At 68.5% G+C, this 14434-nt stretch carries 14 protein-coding genes; 2 read left to right on the top strand and 12 right to left on the bottom strand.

The window, feature by feature from the left end; translation table 11 throughout:
- Nucleotides 1-73: 73 nt before the first annotated feature.
- From K320_RS0108755 to K320_RS0108725, 7 genes are all read right to left on the bottom strand, one after another.
- Nucleotides 74-877 carry a heme ABC transporter ATP-binding protein gene (locus K320_RS0108755; protein ID WP_024538461.1) on the bottom strand — a complete coding sequence of 268 codons (804 nt, stop codon included), beginning with the start codon at nt 875-877 and terminating at the stop codon, nt 74-76.
- Entirely contained in the window at nt 874-1917 is a 1044-nt protein-coding gene (locus K320_RS0108750) for a FecCD family ABC transporter permease (protein WP_084301211.1), read from the bottom strand. The genes K320_RS0108755 and K320_RS0108750 overlap by 4 nt, the downstream gene beginning before the upstream one ends.
- Nucleotides 1907-2761, bottom strand: a complete 855-nt coding sequence (locus K320_RS0108745) for a heme/hemin ABC transporter substrate-binding protein (protein ID WP_024538459.1) — start codon at nt 2759-2761, stop codon at nt 1907-1909. The genes K320_RS0108750 and K320_RS0108745 overlap by 11 nt, the downstream gene beginning before the upstream one ends.
- 152 nt (nt 2762-2913) lie before the next feature.
- Nucleotides 2914-3987 carry a hemin-degrading factor gene (locus tag K320_RS0108740; protein WP_024538458.1) on the bottom strand — a complete coding sequence of 358 codons (1074 nt, stop codon included), beginning with the start codon at nt 3985-3987 and terminating at the stop codon, nt 2914-2916.
- A 20-nt stretch (nt 3988-4007) separates the two neighbouring features.
- Nucleotides 4008-5273, bottom strand: a complete 1266-nt coding sequence (locus tag K320_RS19630; RefSeq protein ID WP_024538457.1) for an HmuY family protein — start codon at nt 5271-5273, stop codon at nt 4008-4010.
- A gap of 27 nt (nt 5274-5300) precedes the next feature.
- A complete protein-coding gene (locus K320_RS0108730) occupies nt 5301-7388 on the bottom strand; it encodes a TonB-dependent receptor plug domain-containing protein (RefSeq protein ID WP_024538456.1) in 2088 nt (695 codons plus the stop codon).
- 192 nt (nt 7389-7580) lie between these two features.
- Nucleotides 7581-8006 carry a hypothetical protein gene (locus K320_RS0108725; RefSeq protein WP_034342977.1) on the bottom strand — a complete coding sequence of 142 codons (426 nt, stop codon included), beginning with the start codon at nt 8004-8006 and terminating at the stop codon, nt 7581-7583.
- A 151-nt stretch (nt 8007-8157) separates the two neighbouring features.
- Between K320_RS0108725 and K320_RS0108720 the strand changes: the two genes are divergently transcribed.
- Nucleotides 8158-10239: an acetoacetate--CoA ligase gene (locus K320_RS0108720; protein ID WP_029695965.1), complete on the top strand. Its 2082-nt coding sequence runs from the start codon at nt 8158-8160 to the stop codon at nt 10237-10239.
- Between the two features lie 33 nt (nt 10240-10272).
- Here K320_RS0108720 and K320_RS0108715 read toward each other — a convergent pair whose 3' ends face one another.
- On the bottom strand, nt 10273-10731 hold the full coding sequence (locus tag K320_RS0108715; RefSeq protein ID WP_029695964.1) for a DUF2501 domain-containing protein: 459 nt from the start codon (nt 10729-10731) through the stop codon (nt 10273-10275).
- Between the two features lie 141 nt (nt 10732-10872).
- Entirely contained in the window at nt 10873-11277 is a 405-nt protein-coding gene (locus K320_RS0108710; RefSeq protein WP_024538454.1) for a phage holin family protein, read from the bottom strand.
- Nucleotides 11278-11550: 273 nt separating this feature from the next.
- On the opposite strand from K320_RS0108710, the gene K320_RS0108705 reads away from it, so the two are divergent.
- Nucleotides 11551-11856 (top strand): hypothetical protein, encoded by a 306-nt coding sequence (locus K320_RS0108705; RefSeq protein WP_024538453.1) that lies wholly within the window; start codon nt 11551-11553, stop codon nt 11854-11856.
- A gap of 131 nt (nt 11857-11987) precedes the next feature.
- Here the strand turns inward: K320_RS0108705 and K320_RS0108700 are convergent, their stop codons facing one another.
- The 3 genes from K320_RS0108700 to K320_RS0108690 form a co-directional block, all read right to left on the bottom strand.
- A complete protein-coding gene (locus K320_RS0108700) occupies nt 11988-12461 on the bottom strand; it encodes an FKBP-type peptidyl-prolyl cis-trans isomerase (RefSeq protein ID WP_024538452.1) in 474 nt (157 codons plus the stop codon).
- A 118-nt stretch (nt 12462-12579) separates the two neighbouring features.
- Entirely contained in the window at nt 12580-13809 is a 1230-nt protein-coding gene (locus K320_RS0108695; protein ID WP_024538451.1) for an MFS transporter, read from the bottom strand.
- 59 nt (nt 13810-13868) lie between these two features.
- Nucleotides 13869-14432 (bottom strand): hypothetical protein, encoded by a 564-nt coding sequence (locus K320_RS0108690; protein WP_024538450.1) that lies wholly within the window; start codon nt 14430-14432, stop codon nt 13869-13871.
- Nucleotides 14433-14434 lie beyond the last annotated feature (2 nt).

Raw genomic sequence — 14434 nt, 5'->3', positions numbered from 1 at the left:
TACCCCATGTTTGATAGCTTTCAGCGCTTGTGGTACAAAGGATAGAGGCCAAAACAACCATGAAATTGACGGGTCAATCCGGCCCTGGCGCGCGAAACAGCACCCAGGGCTGGCCCGGTTGCTCGGGGTGGTCCAGCACGCGCGTAGGCAGGTCATAGGCCGCGTGCAGGTTCGCCTCGGTCAGCACCTGGCGCGGGGTATCCAGGCCCAGCGCACGGCCCTCGCCCAGCAGCAGGATGCGGTCGCACCAGGCGGCGGCCAGGTTCACGTCGTGCAACACCACCAGCGCGGTCACGCCATGCACGCGCGTGAGGCCCCGCACCGCGCCGAGCAGCGCGATCTGGTGGCGCGGGTCCAGGCTGGCGGTGGGCTCGTCCAGCAGCAGCGCGCGGTATTCACCCTCGGCGCGGCAGGCCAGCAGCTGCACCACCACGCGGGCGAACTGCACGCGCTGCTGCTCGCCGCCCGACAGGGCGCCGTGGAGGCGCCCGGCCAGGTGGCGCGCGCCGGTCAGGGCCAGCGCCTGCCCGGCCAGCGCCGCGAGCGCGGTGGGCGCCAGTTCGGGAAAAGGGTAGGCGCCCATGCGCACCACCGCATCGACCGCCAGGTCGAAGGCCAGCGCGGGCGACTGCGGCAGCACCGCGCGGCGGCGCGCCAGTGCCGGAGCGCTCCAGCGCGCGAGCGGCTCGCCGTCCAGCAGCGCGGCGCCGCCTGCGGGCGGCAGCTCACCGGCCAGCGTCGCCAGCAGGGTACTCTTGCCCGCGCCGTTGGCGCCCAGCACGCCCAGCACCTCGCCGGGGCGCAGGTCCAGCGCCACGCCGCGCAGCACCTTGCGCGGGCCGCGCGCGCAATCGAGATCAATGGCCTGCAGCATCAGCTGTCTTTCTGGCGGGCCAGCAGCCACAGCAGGAAGGGCCCGCCCACCAGGCTGGTGACGATGCCGATCGGCAGCTCGGACGGAATGGCTACCACGCGCGCCAGCCAGTCGGCCAGCGTCAGCGCAATCGCGCCCACCAGCAGCGATGCGGGCAGCAGCGCGCGGTGATCGGCTCCCAGCGTCAGCCGCACCAGGTGCGGAACCACCAACCCGACAAAGCCGATGGTGCCCGTGACCGCCACCAGCGGCCCGACCAGCAACGCCACCTCGACCACCAGCCGGCGGCGCAGCGGCACCAGCGCGAAGCCCAGGTGCTGCGCCTCGCGCTCGCCCAGCAGCAGCGCGTTCATCGCGCGCCAGTCGCGCAGCAGCAGCAGCGACAGCAGCGCCACCCACGGCGTCAGCGCCGCCACCAGCGTCCAGTTGGCCGCCGCCAGGCTGCCCAGGCTCCAGAAGGTGAGGCTGCGCAACTGCACATCGTTGGCCTGCCAGGTGAACAGGCCGATCACCGCCGCGCACAGCGCGTTGATCGCCACGCCGGCCAGCAGTACGCCGGCCACCCCCGTGCCGCGCCCGCCCAGGCGGTAGGCCAGCAGCGTGGCCGCCAGGCTGCCGCAGAACGCGGCCGAGCCGACCACGGGCAGGCTGGCCGCGCCCAGCACGATGGCCCCGACCGCGCCTAGCGCGCCGCCAGCCGACACGCCGATCAGCCCCGGCTCGGCCAGCGGGTTGCGAAACAGCGCCTGCATCGCCGCGCCCGAAATCGCCAGCCCCGCGCCCACCAGGATCGCCAGCGCCACGCGCGGCAGGCGCACTTCCAGCAGCACGTTGCGCCACAGCGCGTCGTCGCCCGCGCGTGCGCCCAGCAGCAGGGCCGGCACACGGCGCAGCGGAATATCCATCGCGCCGCTGGAGGCCGCCGCCAGGGCCAACACGAACAGGGCCGCGCCCAGCGCCAGCAGCGCCGCGCCGGTGCGGCCCAGGCGCGGCGTGTGCGTCGGTGTGCTGCCCACGGGGATGGCCGAAGCCTCAGGAGGCATGGCGCGCGGGTGCGTCGAACAGCCCGGCGCGCACCTGCGCCAGCGCCTGCGGCAGGCGCGGGCCGAAGCCCAGCAGCAGCAGCAGGTCGTCGAGCACGATGATGCGTTTTTCCCGTCCGGCAGGCGTCATGGCGATACCTGGCTGGGCGGCAAACCCGGCCAGGCCGCCGGCGGCCTTGATCGACAGCGTCGAAGTCAGGATGGCCTCGGGCCGCGCGGCGGCCACCGTCTCGGCGGAGACGGCCTTGTAGCCCGGCTGCCCGAAGGCGTTGGCGCCGCCGGCCAGCGTCAGCAGCGCATCGGGCGCGCTGCCCTGCCCGGCGGCTTGCAGGCGCCCGGTGTGACTGCTGAGGATCAGCACGCGCGGGGGTTTGCCGCCGTGCGACACCGGCCGCACCGCCTCCTCCAGCGCTTCATGCAGGCGGCGCGCCCGCGCCAGGCCGTCGGCGTCCAGCGCCAGCGCGGCGGCCACGGCGTCAATGGCGCTCTCCAGCGCGCCCACCTTGGGCGACGAGGCCACCAGCACCACCGGCACGCCGGCCGCGCGCAACTGTTCCAGCGCATGGGGCGGGCCGGACTGCTCGGACGCCAGCACCAGGTCAGGACGCAGGCTCAGCACGCCTTCCACAGCAAAACTGCGAAAGTAGCCCACCTGCGGCAGCGCGCGCGCCTCGGGCGGGTATAGGCTCGATTGATCCACGCCCACCAGCCGCTCGTCCGCGCCCAGCGCATGCACGATCTCGGTGACCACGCCGCCCAGGCTGACGACGCGACGGGGTGTTGCCGCACGCGCTTGCCCCGCCAGCGCCAGCAGCGGCAGGGTCAGCAGATGGCGCCTATGCATCGACGGGATGGCTTTTGACTCCCTCTCCCGCCGGAGGAGGGTGGGGGTGGGGGCACACGCCGACGCCCAGGCTTGCTGCGGGTCTGCCCCCATCCCAGCCTTCCCCCAGCGGGGGAAGGAGCTTGTGGGGCCCCCGTGTTTCGGTGCCATCTTCAGGCCGCCAGCGCAGGTTCCGCCTTTGCCAGGCTGTCTGCCAGCCGGGTCCAGGCCTCAATCTCGGGGCGCCCGGGCAGGCGCTGGCCGAAGAATTGCGCGATCTGTCCGCCCTGCGCGTCGTACAGCTCCAGCGAGGTCACGGGGCCGTCGGCGGTGGGCTTCTTGACGACCCAGCTCTCGGCCACCTGGTCCAGGCGCAGGTGCAGGTTGAAGTCCTCGTCCAGCACGTTGATCCACGGGCCCATGGGCTTGACGGTGCGCACCGGGCCGGAATGGATCTGCACCAGCCCGGGCGAGCCGACGAAGACCATCAGCGGCAGGCCGCTGCGCGCAGCCTCGTGCAGCACGCGCTCGGCGGCGTCGTTGCCGGCCTGGCGCGCGAACTCGCCACCCACCACGCGTAGGGCCTGCAGGCGCGTAGTGCGCAGGCGCTTGAGCAGGCCGTAGAACTCGTGCGGCCCATAGCCCATGGCGCGCCAGCCCTCGCGCAGCGCCTGCGCGTCCACTTCGTCGTCGGCCTGCTCGCGCGGCAGCGGATCGACCACCGGCTGCACGGTCATGCCCGGCGCCTGGTCGGCCGCCGTGTAGCGCGCGGCGAGCTGCTGCCACGCGGGGCCGTCGGTCTGCTCCAGACGGTACACCTTGTGCACGGCCGTGCCGTCGCCGTCGAAGAACTGCAGGCTCTCGCGCTGCTGTCCGTGCCCACCCTCGGTCACCGCGAAGCCGTGCTTGAAGTGCGTCAGAAACACACGCAGGTCGATGGCGCCGCCCACCACGGCGCCCATGGCCTTTTCCAGGTGCACGCCTTCGAACCAGCCTTTTTTCTCGTGCACGCAACTGTCGTTGCGCGTGAGCACCATCACGCGGCCCACGCCACGCAGCGCGCGGAAGATGTCGCCCCAGTCCTCGGCCTGCAGACGGGTAACGCCGTCGCCCGTGCGGCAGGCGACCAGCTCGCCCTCACTGACGCCCAGGCGCTGGGCGATGGTGCGGGCGTACAGCTCGGGCTCGGCCGCGCGCAGCTGGCTCCAGGCCTCCTTGAGCGCGGCGGAAGTGGAATATTGGGACATTCTGTTTCCTTTCTGTGGGCTTATTTCGCGGGCTGGACATCGAAGGCGATGCTCCAGGTCTGGGTGCCGGCGTAGGGCGGATCGGCCTCGGCGTATTTGATTTCGGTCACGTGCAGGCGCGCGTAGCTGTTGCCTTCGCCCGAGCGCACCAGGGCCGCGGCCTCGGGGTTAGCCTTGAGCATGTGCTGGTGCAGGCCGACGGCGACGCCGGCCGCCTCGGTCGGGTAGTAGCTGTACCAGCCAAAGTCCAGCGGGTTGGGGTAGCTGCCCTTGTAGTCAGGGTTCAGCGCCGAATGGTTGACATCCACCACCCATTTGTTGGCCGCCGCCGGCACGGCCATGTCGGCGGCGGTCAGGGCCGCGCGCAGATCGGTATCGTCCGGTTTGGCGGCGGCGAAGCGATCGACCACGGGCTTGCCATCGGCGTCGTAGAAGCCCGCCGGGGTGGCGCCGACGAAGCCGGCCACCGTGCCCGTGCCCGAGTCGCCGCCGTTGAGCTTGACGTTGTAGCGGTTGAAGGCGATGTGCCAGGTGCCGTTGGCGCTGCTGACGGTGCCGGTTTCCAGGTTGAAATAGACCCAGTCGGTGTCGCTGCGCGCGTCCACCGTGGCCTCGTGCACCGCACCCGGTGCGGCTCTATCGACCCAGCGCAGTGACACGTAGCCCGAGGCCACGCCCGTCGGCCCGCCGTAGTAGCCGGTGATCTGCAACGCGTACACCGGCGCACCCGGCGTGCCCACCGCGTCGGCGGAAGCGCTGTCGCTGGTGACCAGGAACACGCGGTAATTGGGGTAGAGCTGGTGGTCGGCCTTGAGGTCATATTCGAATGCCGCGGCGGCAATGGCGTTGCTGCCGGTGAAGGCGCCCTTGCTGGTGTCCTTGAAGTACACCGCGTCGGGCAGCGCGCCGTCCACCGGGTCGATGGTCGCGTCCTTCCAGGCCGAAAGATCCGTCCAGGTGTGGTCGAACGGCCCGCCGAAGGCGCCGCCCTTGCCGCTGCCGCTGGTGCCGCTGTTGGTCCACAGCGTGGCCGAGCGCCCGCCGCTGGTGACCTTCAGGTCCCAGGCGGCGCCGCTGCAGCCGGCCACTTCGGTGGCGGTGTCGAAGTCGTAGCACACCGAGTTGCCGTTGTCTGGCAGCGCGAAATTCCAGGTTGCGCTCTTGGTGAAGGCGCTGGCGGGTGTCGGGTCGGGTGTGGGCGTGTCGTCGCTGCCACCGCCGCCGCAGGCGGTCAGGAGCGCCGCCGCCAGCGCGGCGGCGGTGAGTGCCAGGGGTTTGCTTGTCATGCTTGGGGTCTCCATGGGAAGTGAAAGTCAGGGCGTGGTGCCAAATGCATGGCGGATGCCTACGTAGATGAACCGGCCCGCCAGCGGGCCGAAGTCATTGGGATCGCCGAAGGCGCGCTGGCGGTTGAACAGGTTGTTCACGCCCGCGAAGGCGGTGGTCGCGCGGCCCAGCTTGTGGTTGAACACCACATCCAGCGTGCTCCAGGCCGGGGAGCGCCCGCCGGTCGTGGTGTCCACCAGCTCGCTACCCTGGTAGCGCGCGCGCAGCGACAGCGTACTGGCGGCGCCGGCCTGCCAGTCCGCCCCCAGCCGCAGGCTCTGGCGCGGGCGGCGCGTGAGCTCGATGCCGGTATCGAGGTTACGCGTCTGCGTGTACGTGTAGCTGGCGCGCAGGTCCAGCCCCGGGCGCGCTCGCCAGGTGGCCAGCGCCTCCAGCCCGCGGGTGCGCGCACGGGCGATGTTCTGGTAGGTGAAGTGGGTGATGCCGCCCACCGACGCAGCGTTGGCCTCGTCCACCTGGATCAGGTCGCTCACGCGGTTGTCGAACAGGTTCACGTCCAGGCTGAAGTGGTTCTTCAGCGCCACCTGCGCGCCGAGCTGGAAGCTGTTGGACGACTCGGGCTTCAGATTGGGGTTGCCGATCACCATGTAGCCGAGCGAACTGTGGTCGAACAGGAAGTAGCGCTCCTTCAGGTTGGGCACGCGGTAGCCGCGGCCGAAGCTGGCGCGCAGCGAGCTGCTCCAGTCCGGGCCGTCCAGCAGCCGGGCGCGCAGGCTGGCCTTGGGCGCGAAGTGCACGCCGAAGTCCGAATCGCGCTGCCCGCGCAGGCCCAGCAGCAGCTCCCAGGTGTCGTTGAACAGGATGTCGTTCTGCGCGAACAGCTCGTGGCTGCTGCGCCGCGCCTGCCCGCCGATCAACTCGGCCGTGCCGTCCGCGCTCTGGCTCAGGCTCTCGCGGTGCAGGTCGGCGCCGAACTGCCAAAGCTGGCGGTGCCAGGCCGGCAGGTCCACCTGTGCGGTCACGTGGTCGGTGCGCTGGCTGGCCTGCCGCGACTGCTGCAGGAAGGCGTTGGAATAGGTCTCGGAATCGCTGGCGTAGCGCTCGGACACGCCCTTGACCTCAGCGCGCAGGCCCTGTTCGCCGCGCCACAGCCCGCCCCAGGTGAGGCGGTCGCGGGTAATGGCCTCATCCTTGCTCTGCGGCACGTCGTTGGGCGGCGCGAAGTAGTTGAAGCGCTGGGTGTCGTCCTCGCGGTAGCGGCTGGCGTCCAGCCACAGCCGGGTGCTGGCGCTGGGCAGCCATTCCAGCCGCCCGCCGAGCTGGCCGCGCCGCGCGGCATCGCCCTGGCGCGCCCAGGCCAAGGGATCAACCGCGAAGCCGTCGCCGTGCAGCACGTCGCCAGTCAGGCGGTAGCGCCATTTCTCGCTGCCGCCGTCAAGCCGCACGCGCGCGTGGCGGCTGGCGGTGTCGAAGGAGCGGCCCGAAGGGTTCTGCGCACCATGCGAACCCACATCCAACACCGCCTCGCCCGAGAAACCGGGCTGGATCGGCCGCGTAATGACGTTGATGACCCCGCCCATGGCCGAGCTGCCGTACTGCGCCGAGGTGGCGCCCTTGACCACCTCGATGTGATCGACTTCAGTCAGCAGGTACTGGCTCAGGTCCACGGTGGAGCCGGTGCTGGCAGTGATCGGCAGGCCGTCGATCAGCACCAGCACCTGGTCGCTGGTCAGGCCCTGCAGCGAGACTTCGTAGCCCGACTTGCCGTGCACCTCGGTGAGCTGCAGGCCGGGCACGTCCTCCAGCGCCTGCTTGAGCGTGCGCGCATGCGTGCGCTCGATCTCTGCGCCATCGACCACCTCGGTGCGAATCGGCGTCTCGTCCAGCGTCTTTTCGGTGCGCGTGCCGGTGACTACTACCGGCGAGAGGGCTGGCGCGGCATCGGCCGGCCTCGGCCCCTGTGCGTGCGCCAGCGTGGTGGCGCAGGCCCACCCGAGCATGACCGCCAGCCGCAACCGGGCTCCGTGCGTGCCGCCCGAGGAGGCGCCGGCAGCCCCGAGGCTGCGGCGCGCCTCCTTGCCTTCCGCTGCGATACCGTATGCGTATGAACACATTATTAAATGCGAATGCTAATGCGAATGATTGTCATTATTATATATTAATCACCTGATGCCAGCAAGGTTTTCGATTCCAGTCACCGGCGCCAGCCACCGACGGCAAAAACGGTCACCCACCGTCCGCAACGCCTTGCCCGGCGATTGCGCCTGCCGGCGCTTCATGGCCGAGGCGATTGAAAGTCGGCGTGCTCAGACGGGCATCGGCAGGCGCTGGCCGCTGGCGCCCAGCAGCGCGGCGAGCTCACGCACGCTGGCTTCCAGCGTCTGACGCAGCGGCCGCCACGCCAGCCAGCTCAGGTGCGCCTCCAGCGTGGCGGGGCAGTCGTTCTGCGCCGCAGCCACCAGCGCCAGCATGCGCACCTCGTCGGTGGTGAGTGCGTGCCGGCCCGGCGGATTGACCGTGAGGCAACGGCGCTGCGCCACCGCCAGCGCGCACAGAAAGGTACAGAACGCGGTGAAGACCTCGCGCCCCTCGGCACCGCAGCTGCAGCGGAACTGCTGCGCGATCAACGGGCAGTCAATGCCATGCACCATGGTCTGGCGCCAGGCATTGACCAGCAGCTGCGCGCAGTCGTTGAATCTCGTCTCCTCGTCGTGCCTGGACATCGTTTGCATGGTGTTGACCCTGAGTGATATCGCAAAGCCTTACTATATATGAGAATGATTCTCATTTCAATTATGAAAATCCGGTCCTGCCAGGCGGCATCACGTCGCCTGCGCGTCGCATCCGATTGGCAAGCGCGGGGCTGCTGCTGATAATGAAACCATGACCCCTGCCACCGCCCGCCCGCCTTTCACTCCCCTGATCCGCCTCTACCAGGATTGGCTGCGCGAAAAACGCGGCCTCTCCTTCGCCGACTACCACGCGCTCTGGCAGTGGTCGGTGACGGACCTCGAAGCCTTCTGGCAGAGCATCTGGGACTACGCCGAGCTGCAGTCGCCCACGCCGCACCGCGCGGCGCTGGGCAGGAACGTGATGCCCGGTGCCGAGTGGTTTCCCGGCGCGCAGGTGAACTACGCCCGGCAGGTGCTGCGCCACGTGGAGCCAGCGCACGCCGCGGGGCAGCCGGCGCTGATCGCCGAGGACGAGCGCGGCCGCGTGCGCGAACTCTCCTGGCCCGAGCTCAGGCGCCAGGTGGCGGCGCTGGCGCTGCACCTGCAGCAGGTGGGCGTGCGGCCCGGCGACCGCGTGGCAGCCTATCTGCCCAATATCCCGGAGACCGCCGTCGCCTTCCTCGCCTGCGCCAGCGTGGGCGCGGTGTGGAGCGTCTGCGCCCCCGACATGGGCACCAACGCGGTGCTCGATCGCTTCAAACAGATAGCGCCCAAGGTGCTGATCGCGATCGACGGCATCACCTGGGCCGGACGCGCCATCGACCGCGGCGAGGTGGTGGCGCAGCTGCGCGGCGAACTGCCCAGCGTGCAGCATGTAGTGTCCGTACGCTATCTGCACGACACACAAACCATAGCTGACAGCGCAGACTGGGCAAACGTTGCAAGCCGAAACGATGCAGATACTGCCGCCTTCGAGCCGCAGTGGCTGGCGTTCGACCACCCGCTGTGGATCGTCTATTCCAGCGGCACCACCGGCCTGCCCAAGCCGATCGTGCATTCGCACGGCGGCATCCTGGTCGAATCGGTCACCACCGGCCTGCACAGCGACGTGGGCTGCAGCTACGCCCCCAACAATCTGGGCGAACGCTTCTGCTGGTACAGCTCCACCGGCTGGATCATGTGGAACCTGCAGATGGGCGGGCTGCTCACGGGCACCACCTGCGTGATCTTTGACGGCAGCCCAGCCGGGCCCAGGGATGCGCCGGACTGGACCACGCTCTGGCGCTTTGCGGCGCGCCACGGCGTGAGCTTCCTCGGCTCGGGCGCGGCGTTCTACGCCGGCTGCGCCAAGGCGGGCGTGGACTTGTCCCGGTGCGGCGATCTCTCGCGCATCCGCGCGCTCGGCACCACCGGCTCGCCGCTCTCGCCCGAGGTGCAGCAATGGGGCACGGACCAGTTCATGCGCATCGCAGCCACACCGGCGCAAAAAGACCTCTGGTGGTTCAACGTCTCGGGCGGCACCGATTTTGCCGGCGGCTTCATCGCCGGCACACCCGAGCTGCCGCAGCGCCCCGGCGTGATGCAGTGCCGCATGCTGGGCGCGGCCGTGCAAGCGTGGGACGAAGAAGGGCGATCGGTCATCGGCAAGGTAGGGGAGCTCGTCTGCACGCAGCCGATTCCATCGATGCCGCTGCGCTTCTGGAACGACCCCGGCGACGTCCGCTACCTGGCGAGCTACTTCGAGATGTACCCGCCGGGCCACGGGCGCAGGCCGGGCGGCGGCGATTTGCCCGCGGAGGCCGGCGGCGTCTGGCGCCACGGCGACTGGCTGCGCATCGGCGACGAGCACGGCGCGGGCGAATGGTGCGTGATCTACGGCCGCTCGGACGCGACCATCAATCGCCACGGCCTGCGCATGGGCACCAGCGAAATCTACAGCGCGGTCGAGTCGCTGCCCGAGGTGCTCGACAGCATGGTGGTCGATCTGGAATACCTGGGGCGCGAGAGCTATATGCCGCTGTTCATCGTGCTGCGCCCGGGACATGCGCTGGACGATGCCCTCAAGGCCCGCATCAGCGATGCCATCCGCAAGGCCCTGAGCCCGCGCTTCGTGCCCAACGAGATCTTTCAGGTACCCGAAATTCCGCGCACGCTCTCGGGCAAGAAGCAGGAGCTGCCGATCAAGAAGCTGCTGCTGGGCCAGGCGATCGAGAAGGTGGTCAACCGCGAGGCCATGGCCAACCCGGGCTCGCTCGCCTGGTACGTGGACTTCGCAGCCCACCAGCCGAAATGAGCCGCGCCGCGCCCGGCCCCGCGGCGCGGCCGGTCACAGCAAGGATTGGGCGTTGTCGAGCGCGAAGTCGCAGGCCTTTTCCTTGAGCTTGCCCTTGACCTTGCTCATGTCGAAGGTCTTGCCGCCCGAACCCGTGACCATGCCGGACAGGCCACTGAGGTAGCCCTCGTCCCTGGGCTCTTCCCTGGGCTCCAGGCCGATCTTGCCCAGGAGCTGATCCTTGACCTGCGCCGCCTTGTCGGCGTTCAGGTAATTGTTCTTCATGCAGTAGGTAATGACACCCGCCGCGTTGCCCGCGCTGGACGAGCCCACCAGGCCCGCCGCCGAAAGCGCCGAGGCATCCGCGCCGCCGCCCAGCAAACCACCCAGCGCCGATGCATCCGAACCGCCGCCCACTTGGCCGCGCAGGGCATCGCCCAGACCGGCAGCGTGCGCACCCGGGCCCAAGCCGCACAGGCTCGCCAGCACGGTGGAAATGAGCAGGTGTTTCATGGCGCTTCCTCTGTTGGTTTCACTGAGCGTTGATGGTAGGCGAACGCTGCAATGTCCATCCAATTCGATTGAATACCTTATGCAACAAGCGTCGGCAGCCATGTTTTTACGCGGCCATCGGCACCCATGGCGCAAACCCGCTCAGAGCCAGGTCCCGCTGCCCTGCGGCATCTGTATCTCCATCGCCGGATCGCCACCGGTGACGATGGCGCCGATCAGCACGCTGAGGAGCGAGACAAACAGGCTGGCGAACAGCGCCGTCCAGAAGCCCGAGAGCCGAAAGCCCTTGACCAGCGCCGACACCAGCAGAATCACCAGCGCATTGACGACCAGCAGGAACAGGCCGAACGTGAGCAGCGTCAGCGGCAAGGTCAACACGATCAGCAGCGGCCGCACGATGGCATTGGCAAAGCCCAGCAGCAGCGCCGACACGATGAGCGCGCCGGTGCTGTCGAACTTCACGCCCTTGAAGATGTGGCTGGCCACCCAGAGCGCGAGTGCGGTGATGGCCCACTGGGTGAGGAAAGGGCCGATATTGGAAAGCATCGGCTCATGATAACGGCTGCCAAAGGGTAAAGACAGGCCGCATGGCGCCCGGCGCGGCAGCGTGCGATGCACCGACACCCGGTTTTATTGTTTCCATTTGCGAAACAATCTAATTCGATATTTGGTCTTTTTTATCCTAGGGTAAACCCTCACAATACAAGTCATCGAAGGACATCAACCGATGCACCTCCGGTAAGGAAAGTGGCTCAGGCCACCTGTTTACCTCATAGGTTTTGTTTGTTTTTTGGTTTACCACACCGTAAGGAGAAAATCATGATCCGCAAGAATTTCGCTTTCGCCGCCGTTGCCGCCGCCGTGCTCGTCTCGGGTACCGCCTTTGCCGCCGATGCGCAGCCCGCCGCTGGCGCCTTCCCGCTGTTCCAGCCGCAAGACGTGGTCGTGAACCAGGCCCAGCGTGCCGATGTGCAGGCCCAGGCCATCGCCCAGGCGCCCGAGGCCGGCAACATGCCGGTGGCGCAACCCGCGGTCAAGAGCGATCTGACCCGCGCCCAAGTGCGCGAAGCCACGCGCGAGGCCTTCGCACAGGGCTTCCACCCAGCCGTCGGCAATCTGTCGTAATCACGCAGGGGCTGGCACGCGCCAGCCTGCCGCCATCCAGGGCACGGGGCTTTCGCCGCGTGCCCTTTTGTTTTGGGCCTACCGCTTTGCTGCAGGCGCGGACCGCGGCATCAAGGCAGCGCTGAAGCAAATCAGTGGTGATGCCCATGGCCGCCATGCACATGGCGGTGGGCAATTTCCTCGGCGGTGGCGGGCCGCACCTCGGTCACCTTGCAGGCAAAGCGCAGCGCCTTGCCGGCAAGCGGGTGGTTGCCATCCAGGTGCACCTCGGGGCCTTTGATCTTCACCACGTTGTAGACGCGCGGCTGGCCATCCTCACCCAGGCGCTGCAGCCGCCCACCCACCTTCACGCCGGGCGGGAAATCGGTTTTGGGAATGGTCGTCACCAGGCTCTCGTCACGCGGTCCGAAGGCCTCCTCGATCGCCAGCTCGACCGCCGTGGCATGCCCCACTGCCTGGCCCTCCAGCGCCTGCTCCACCTTGGGAAAAATGCTTTCATAGCCGCCGTGCAGGTAGGCGGTGAGCCCGGAATCCAGCGGCTTGCCGGTGACGGCGTCCGCCAGGGAGTAGCGCAGGGTGACGGCGGTGTCTTTGGTGATGGTCATGTGCGGTGCGGTGAAAAGCGAATGAAGCCGATTGTCTCAGCCCGCGCGCAGGCTCACCCGGGCGGCAGCCCGGATGCGGCGCGATGCGTCTCGTGCTTGCTCGGACAGGGGTATTTATTCAGTTCACCTTGCGGCGCGGCTGCTCGATGGTCGGCAAGAAGATGGTGAGCAGCCCCAGCAGCGGCAGGAAGGCGCAAATCTGGTAGACGAATTCGATGCCGCGGCTGTCCGCCAGCACGCCCAGCACCGCCGCGCCCACGCCGCCCATGCCGAAGGCAAAGCCGAAGAACAGGCCGGAGACGGCGCCGATCTTGCCGGGCATCAATTCCTGCGCATAGACCAGGATGGCCGAGAACGCCGAGGCGATGACCACGCCGATGATGAAGGTCAGGATGCCCGTCCACACCAGCCCCACATGCGGCAGCAGCAGCGTGAAAGGCGCCACGCCCAGGATCGAGACCCAGATCACCGGCTTGCGCCCGATGCGGTCGCCAATCGGCCCGCCGGCCAGCGTGCCCGCCGCCACGGCGAAGAGGAAGACGAAGAGGTGGATTTGCGCCGACTGCACCGAGACGCCAAAGCGCTCGATCAGGTAGAAGGTGTAGTAACTCGTCAGGCTGGTAAGGTAGAAATACTTCGAAAAAATGAGCAGCAGCAGCACGCCGATGGCGCGGCGCACCACGTTCGGCGGCACAGGGCTCATTGCGCTGCCGACCGCCTTTTTGGCGCGCGCGCCGCTGCCCAGGAACTGGCGCCGGTACCAGTTGCCGATCTGCCAGAGCACCGCAATCGCCACCAGCGCCGCCACGGCAAACCAGGCGATGGCGCCCTGGCCGTGCGGCAGCACGATGATGGCGGCCAGCAGCGGCCCGAGCGCCGAACCGGTATTGCCGCCCACCTGGAAGATCGACTGCGCCAGCCCATGCTGCCCGCCCGAAGCCAGGCGCGCGATGCGCGACGATTCGGGGTGGAACACCGAAGAGCCCGTACCCACCAGCGCCGCCGCCACCAGGATCACGGCAAAGTTCGGCGCCACCGAGAGCAGCAGCAGGCCGCACAGCGTGGAGCCCATGCCAAACGCCAGCGAATGTGGCTTGGGGTGCCTGTCGGTGTACAGGCCGATCAGCGGCTGCAGCAGCGAGGCGGTGAGCTGGTAGGTCAGCGTGATCAGGCCGATCTGCAGAAAGCTCAGGTTGAAATCGCCCTTCAGGATCGGGTAGATCGCCAGGATCAACGACTGGATCATGTCGTTGAGCATGTGCGTGAAGCTGATGGCGCCGAGCACGCGGTAGCGTGTGGGGTCGGGAGCAAGCGCGGTTGCGGCACTGGTGGCCACGGGGGGGTTCATGGAAGCGGCCCGAAAAATGGCGGGCGTTGATGGTAACCAAGCAAACGCCGTAACGTTGCTCAGGGGTTTTTTGCAACCAGTTCCACCCGCAAGCCATCACTGGTGACGGTGATGGCACCGGGCTGCAGGCCCAGCGTATCGGCCAGCCTCAGATCGTCTTCGCTCAGGCGATAGACCACCACCTCGAGCACGGCCTTGCGCACCGCGTCGGCCAGATAATTCTGCAGCAGCGCGGCGCCGCTTTCGGTCATGCCATCGAGCCGCAGCGCGTTGACGTTCAGTTCCGTGGCGCGCAGGCTGCGGTCACCGGGGTCGTAGCGCAGCGCAAAGTCCACATCCGCCTGGCCGGTGTAGTCACGCTGCAGCAGTGGCCCGCTGGCGTTCAGGCTGAACTGCGCACCGATGTGGTCCATGGCCGGCAGCAGGCTCAGCAGCGGTGCCTGCACGGACACATCCAGCAGGCGCTGCACGCTGTAGCGGCGCGGAAACCGCCTGGCGACCGCGGCCTGCAGTCGTTCCAGGCTCAAGGTCAGGCTGCGCGGGCCGCTCTGCCCCACGGTGCAGGCTGCAACGCCCAGCCACAACGCCAAGCCGCCCGTGAGCCAGCCACGGCGCGAGCGCATGG

The sequence above is a fragment of the Comamonas badia DSM 17552 genome (genome assembly GCF_000484635.1).
In the GTDB taxonomy this organism is placed as follows: Bacteria; Pseudomonadota; Gammaproteobacteria; order Burkholderiales; family Burkholderiaceae_C; genus Comamonas_C; species Comamonas_C badia.
Note: the sequence above shows the minus strand (reverse complement) of the source record. Positions and strands in the feature narration are given on the sequence as shown.

Coding starts and splice junctions, on each gene's coding strand:
- K320_RS0108710 (WP_024538454.1), bottom strand. CDS start 11,277: ATGCTTTCCAATATCGGCCCTTTCCTCACCCAGTGGGCCATCACCGCA.
- K320_RS0108695 (WP_024538451.1), bottom strand. CDS start 13,809: ATGAACCCCCCCGTGGCCACCAGTGCCGCAACCGCGCTTGCTCCCGAC.
- K320_RS0108705 (WP_024538453.1), top strand. CDS start 11,551: ATGATCCGCAAGAATTTCGCTTTCGCCGCCGTTGCCGCCGCCGTGCTC.
- K320_RS0108715 (WP_029695964.1), bottom strand. CDS start 10,731: ATGAAACACCTGCTCATTTCCACCGTGCTGGCGAGCCTGTGCGGCTTG.
- K320_RS0108700 (WP_024538452.1), bottom strand. CDS start 12,461: ATGACCATCACCAAAGACACCGCCGTCACCCTGCGCTACTCCCTGGCG.
- K320_RS0108750 (WP_084301211.1), bottom strand. CDS start 1,917: ATGCCTCCTGAGGCTTCGGCCATCCCCGTGGGCAGCACACCGACGCAC.
- K320_RS0108690 (WP_024538450.1), bottom strand. CDS start 14,432: ATGCGCTCGCGCCGTGGCTGGCTCACGGGCGGCTTGGCGTTGTGGCTG.
- K320_RS0108745 (WP_024538459.1), bottom strand. CDS start 2,761: ATGCATAGGCGCCATCTGCTGACCCTGCCGCTGCTGGCGCTGGCGGGG.
- K320_RS0108725 (WP_034342977.1), bottom strand. CDS start 8,006: ATGCAAACGATGTCCAGGCACGACGAGGAGACGAGATTCAACGACTGC.
- K320_RS0108730 (WP_024538456.1), bottom strand. CDS start 7,388: ATGTGTTCATACGCATACGGTATCGCAGCGGAAGGCAAGGAGGCGCGC.
- K320_RS0108720 (WP_029695965.1), top strand. CDS start 8,158: ATGACCCCTGCCACCGCCCGCCCGCCTTTCACTCCCCTGATCCGCCTC.
- K320_RS19630 (WP_024538457.1), bottom strand. CDS start 5,273: ATGACAAGCAAACCCCTGGCACTCACCGCCGCCGCGCTGGCGGCGGCG.
- K320_RS0108740 (WP_024538458.1), bottom strand. CDS start 3,987: ATGTCCCAATATTCCACTTCCGCCGCGCTCAAGGAGGCCTGGAGCCAG.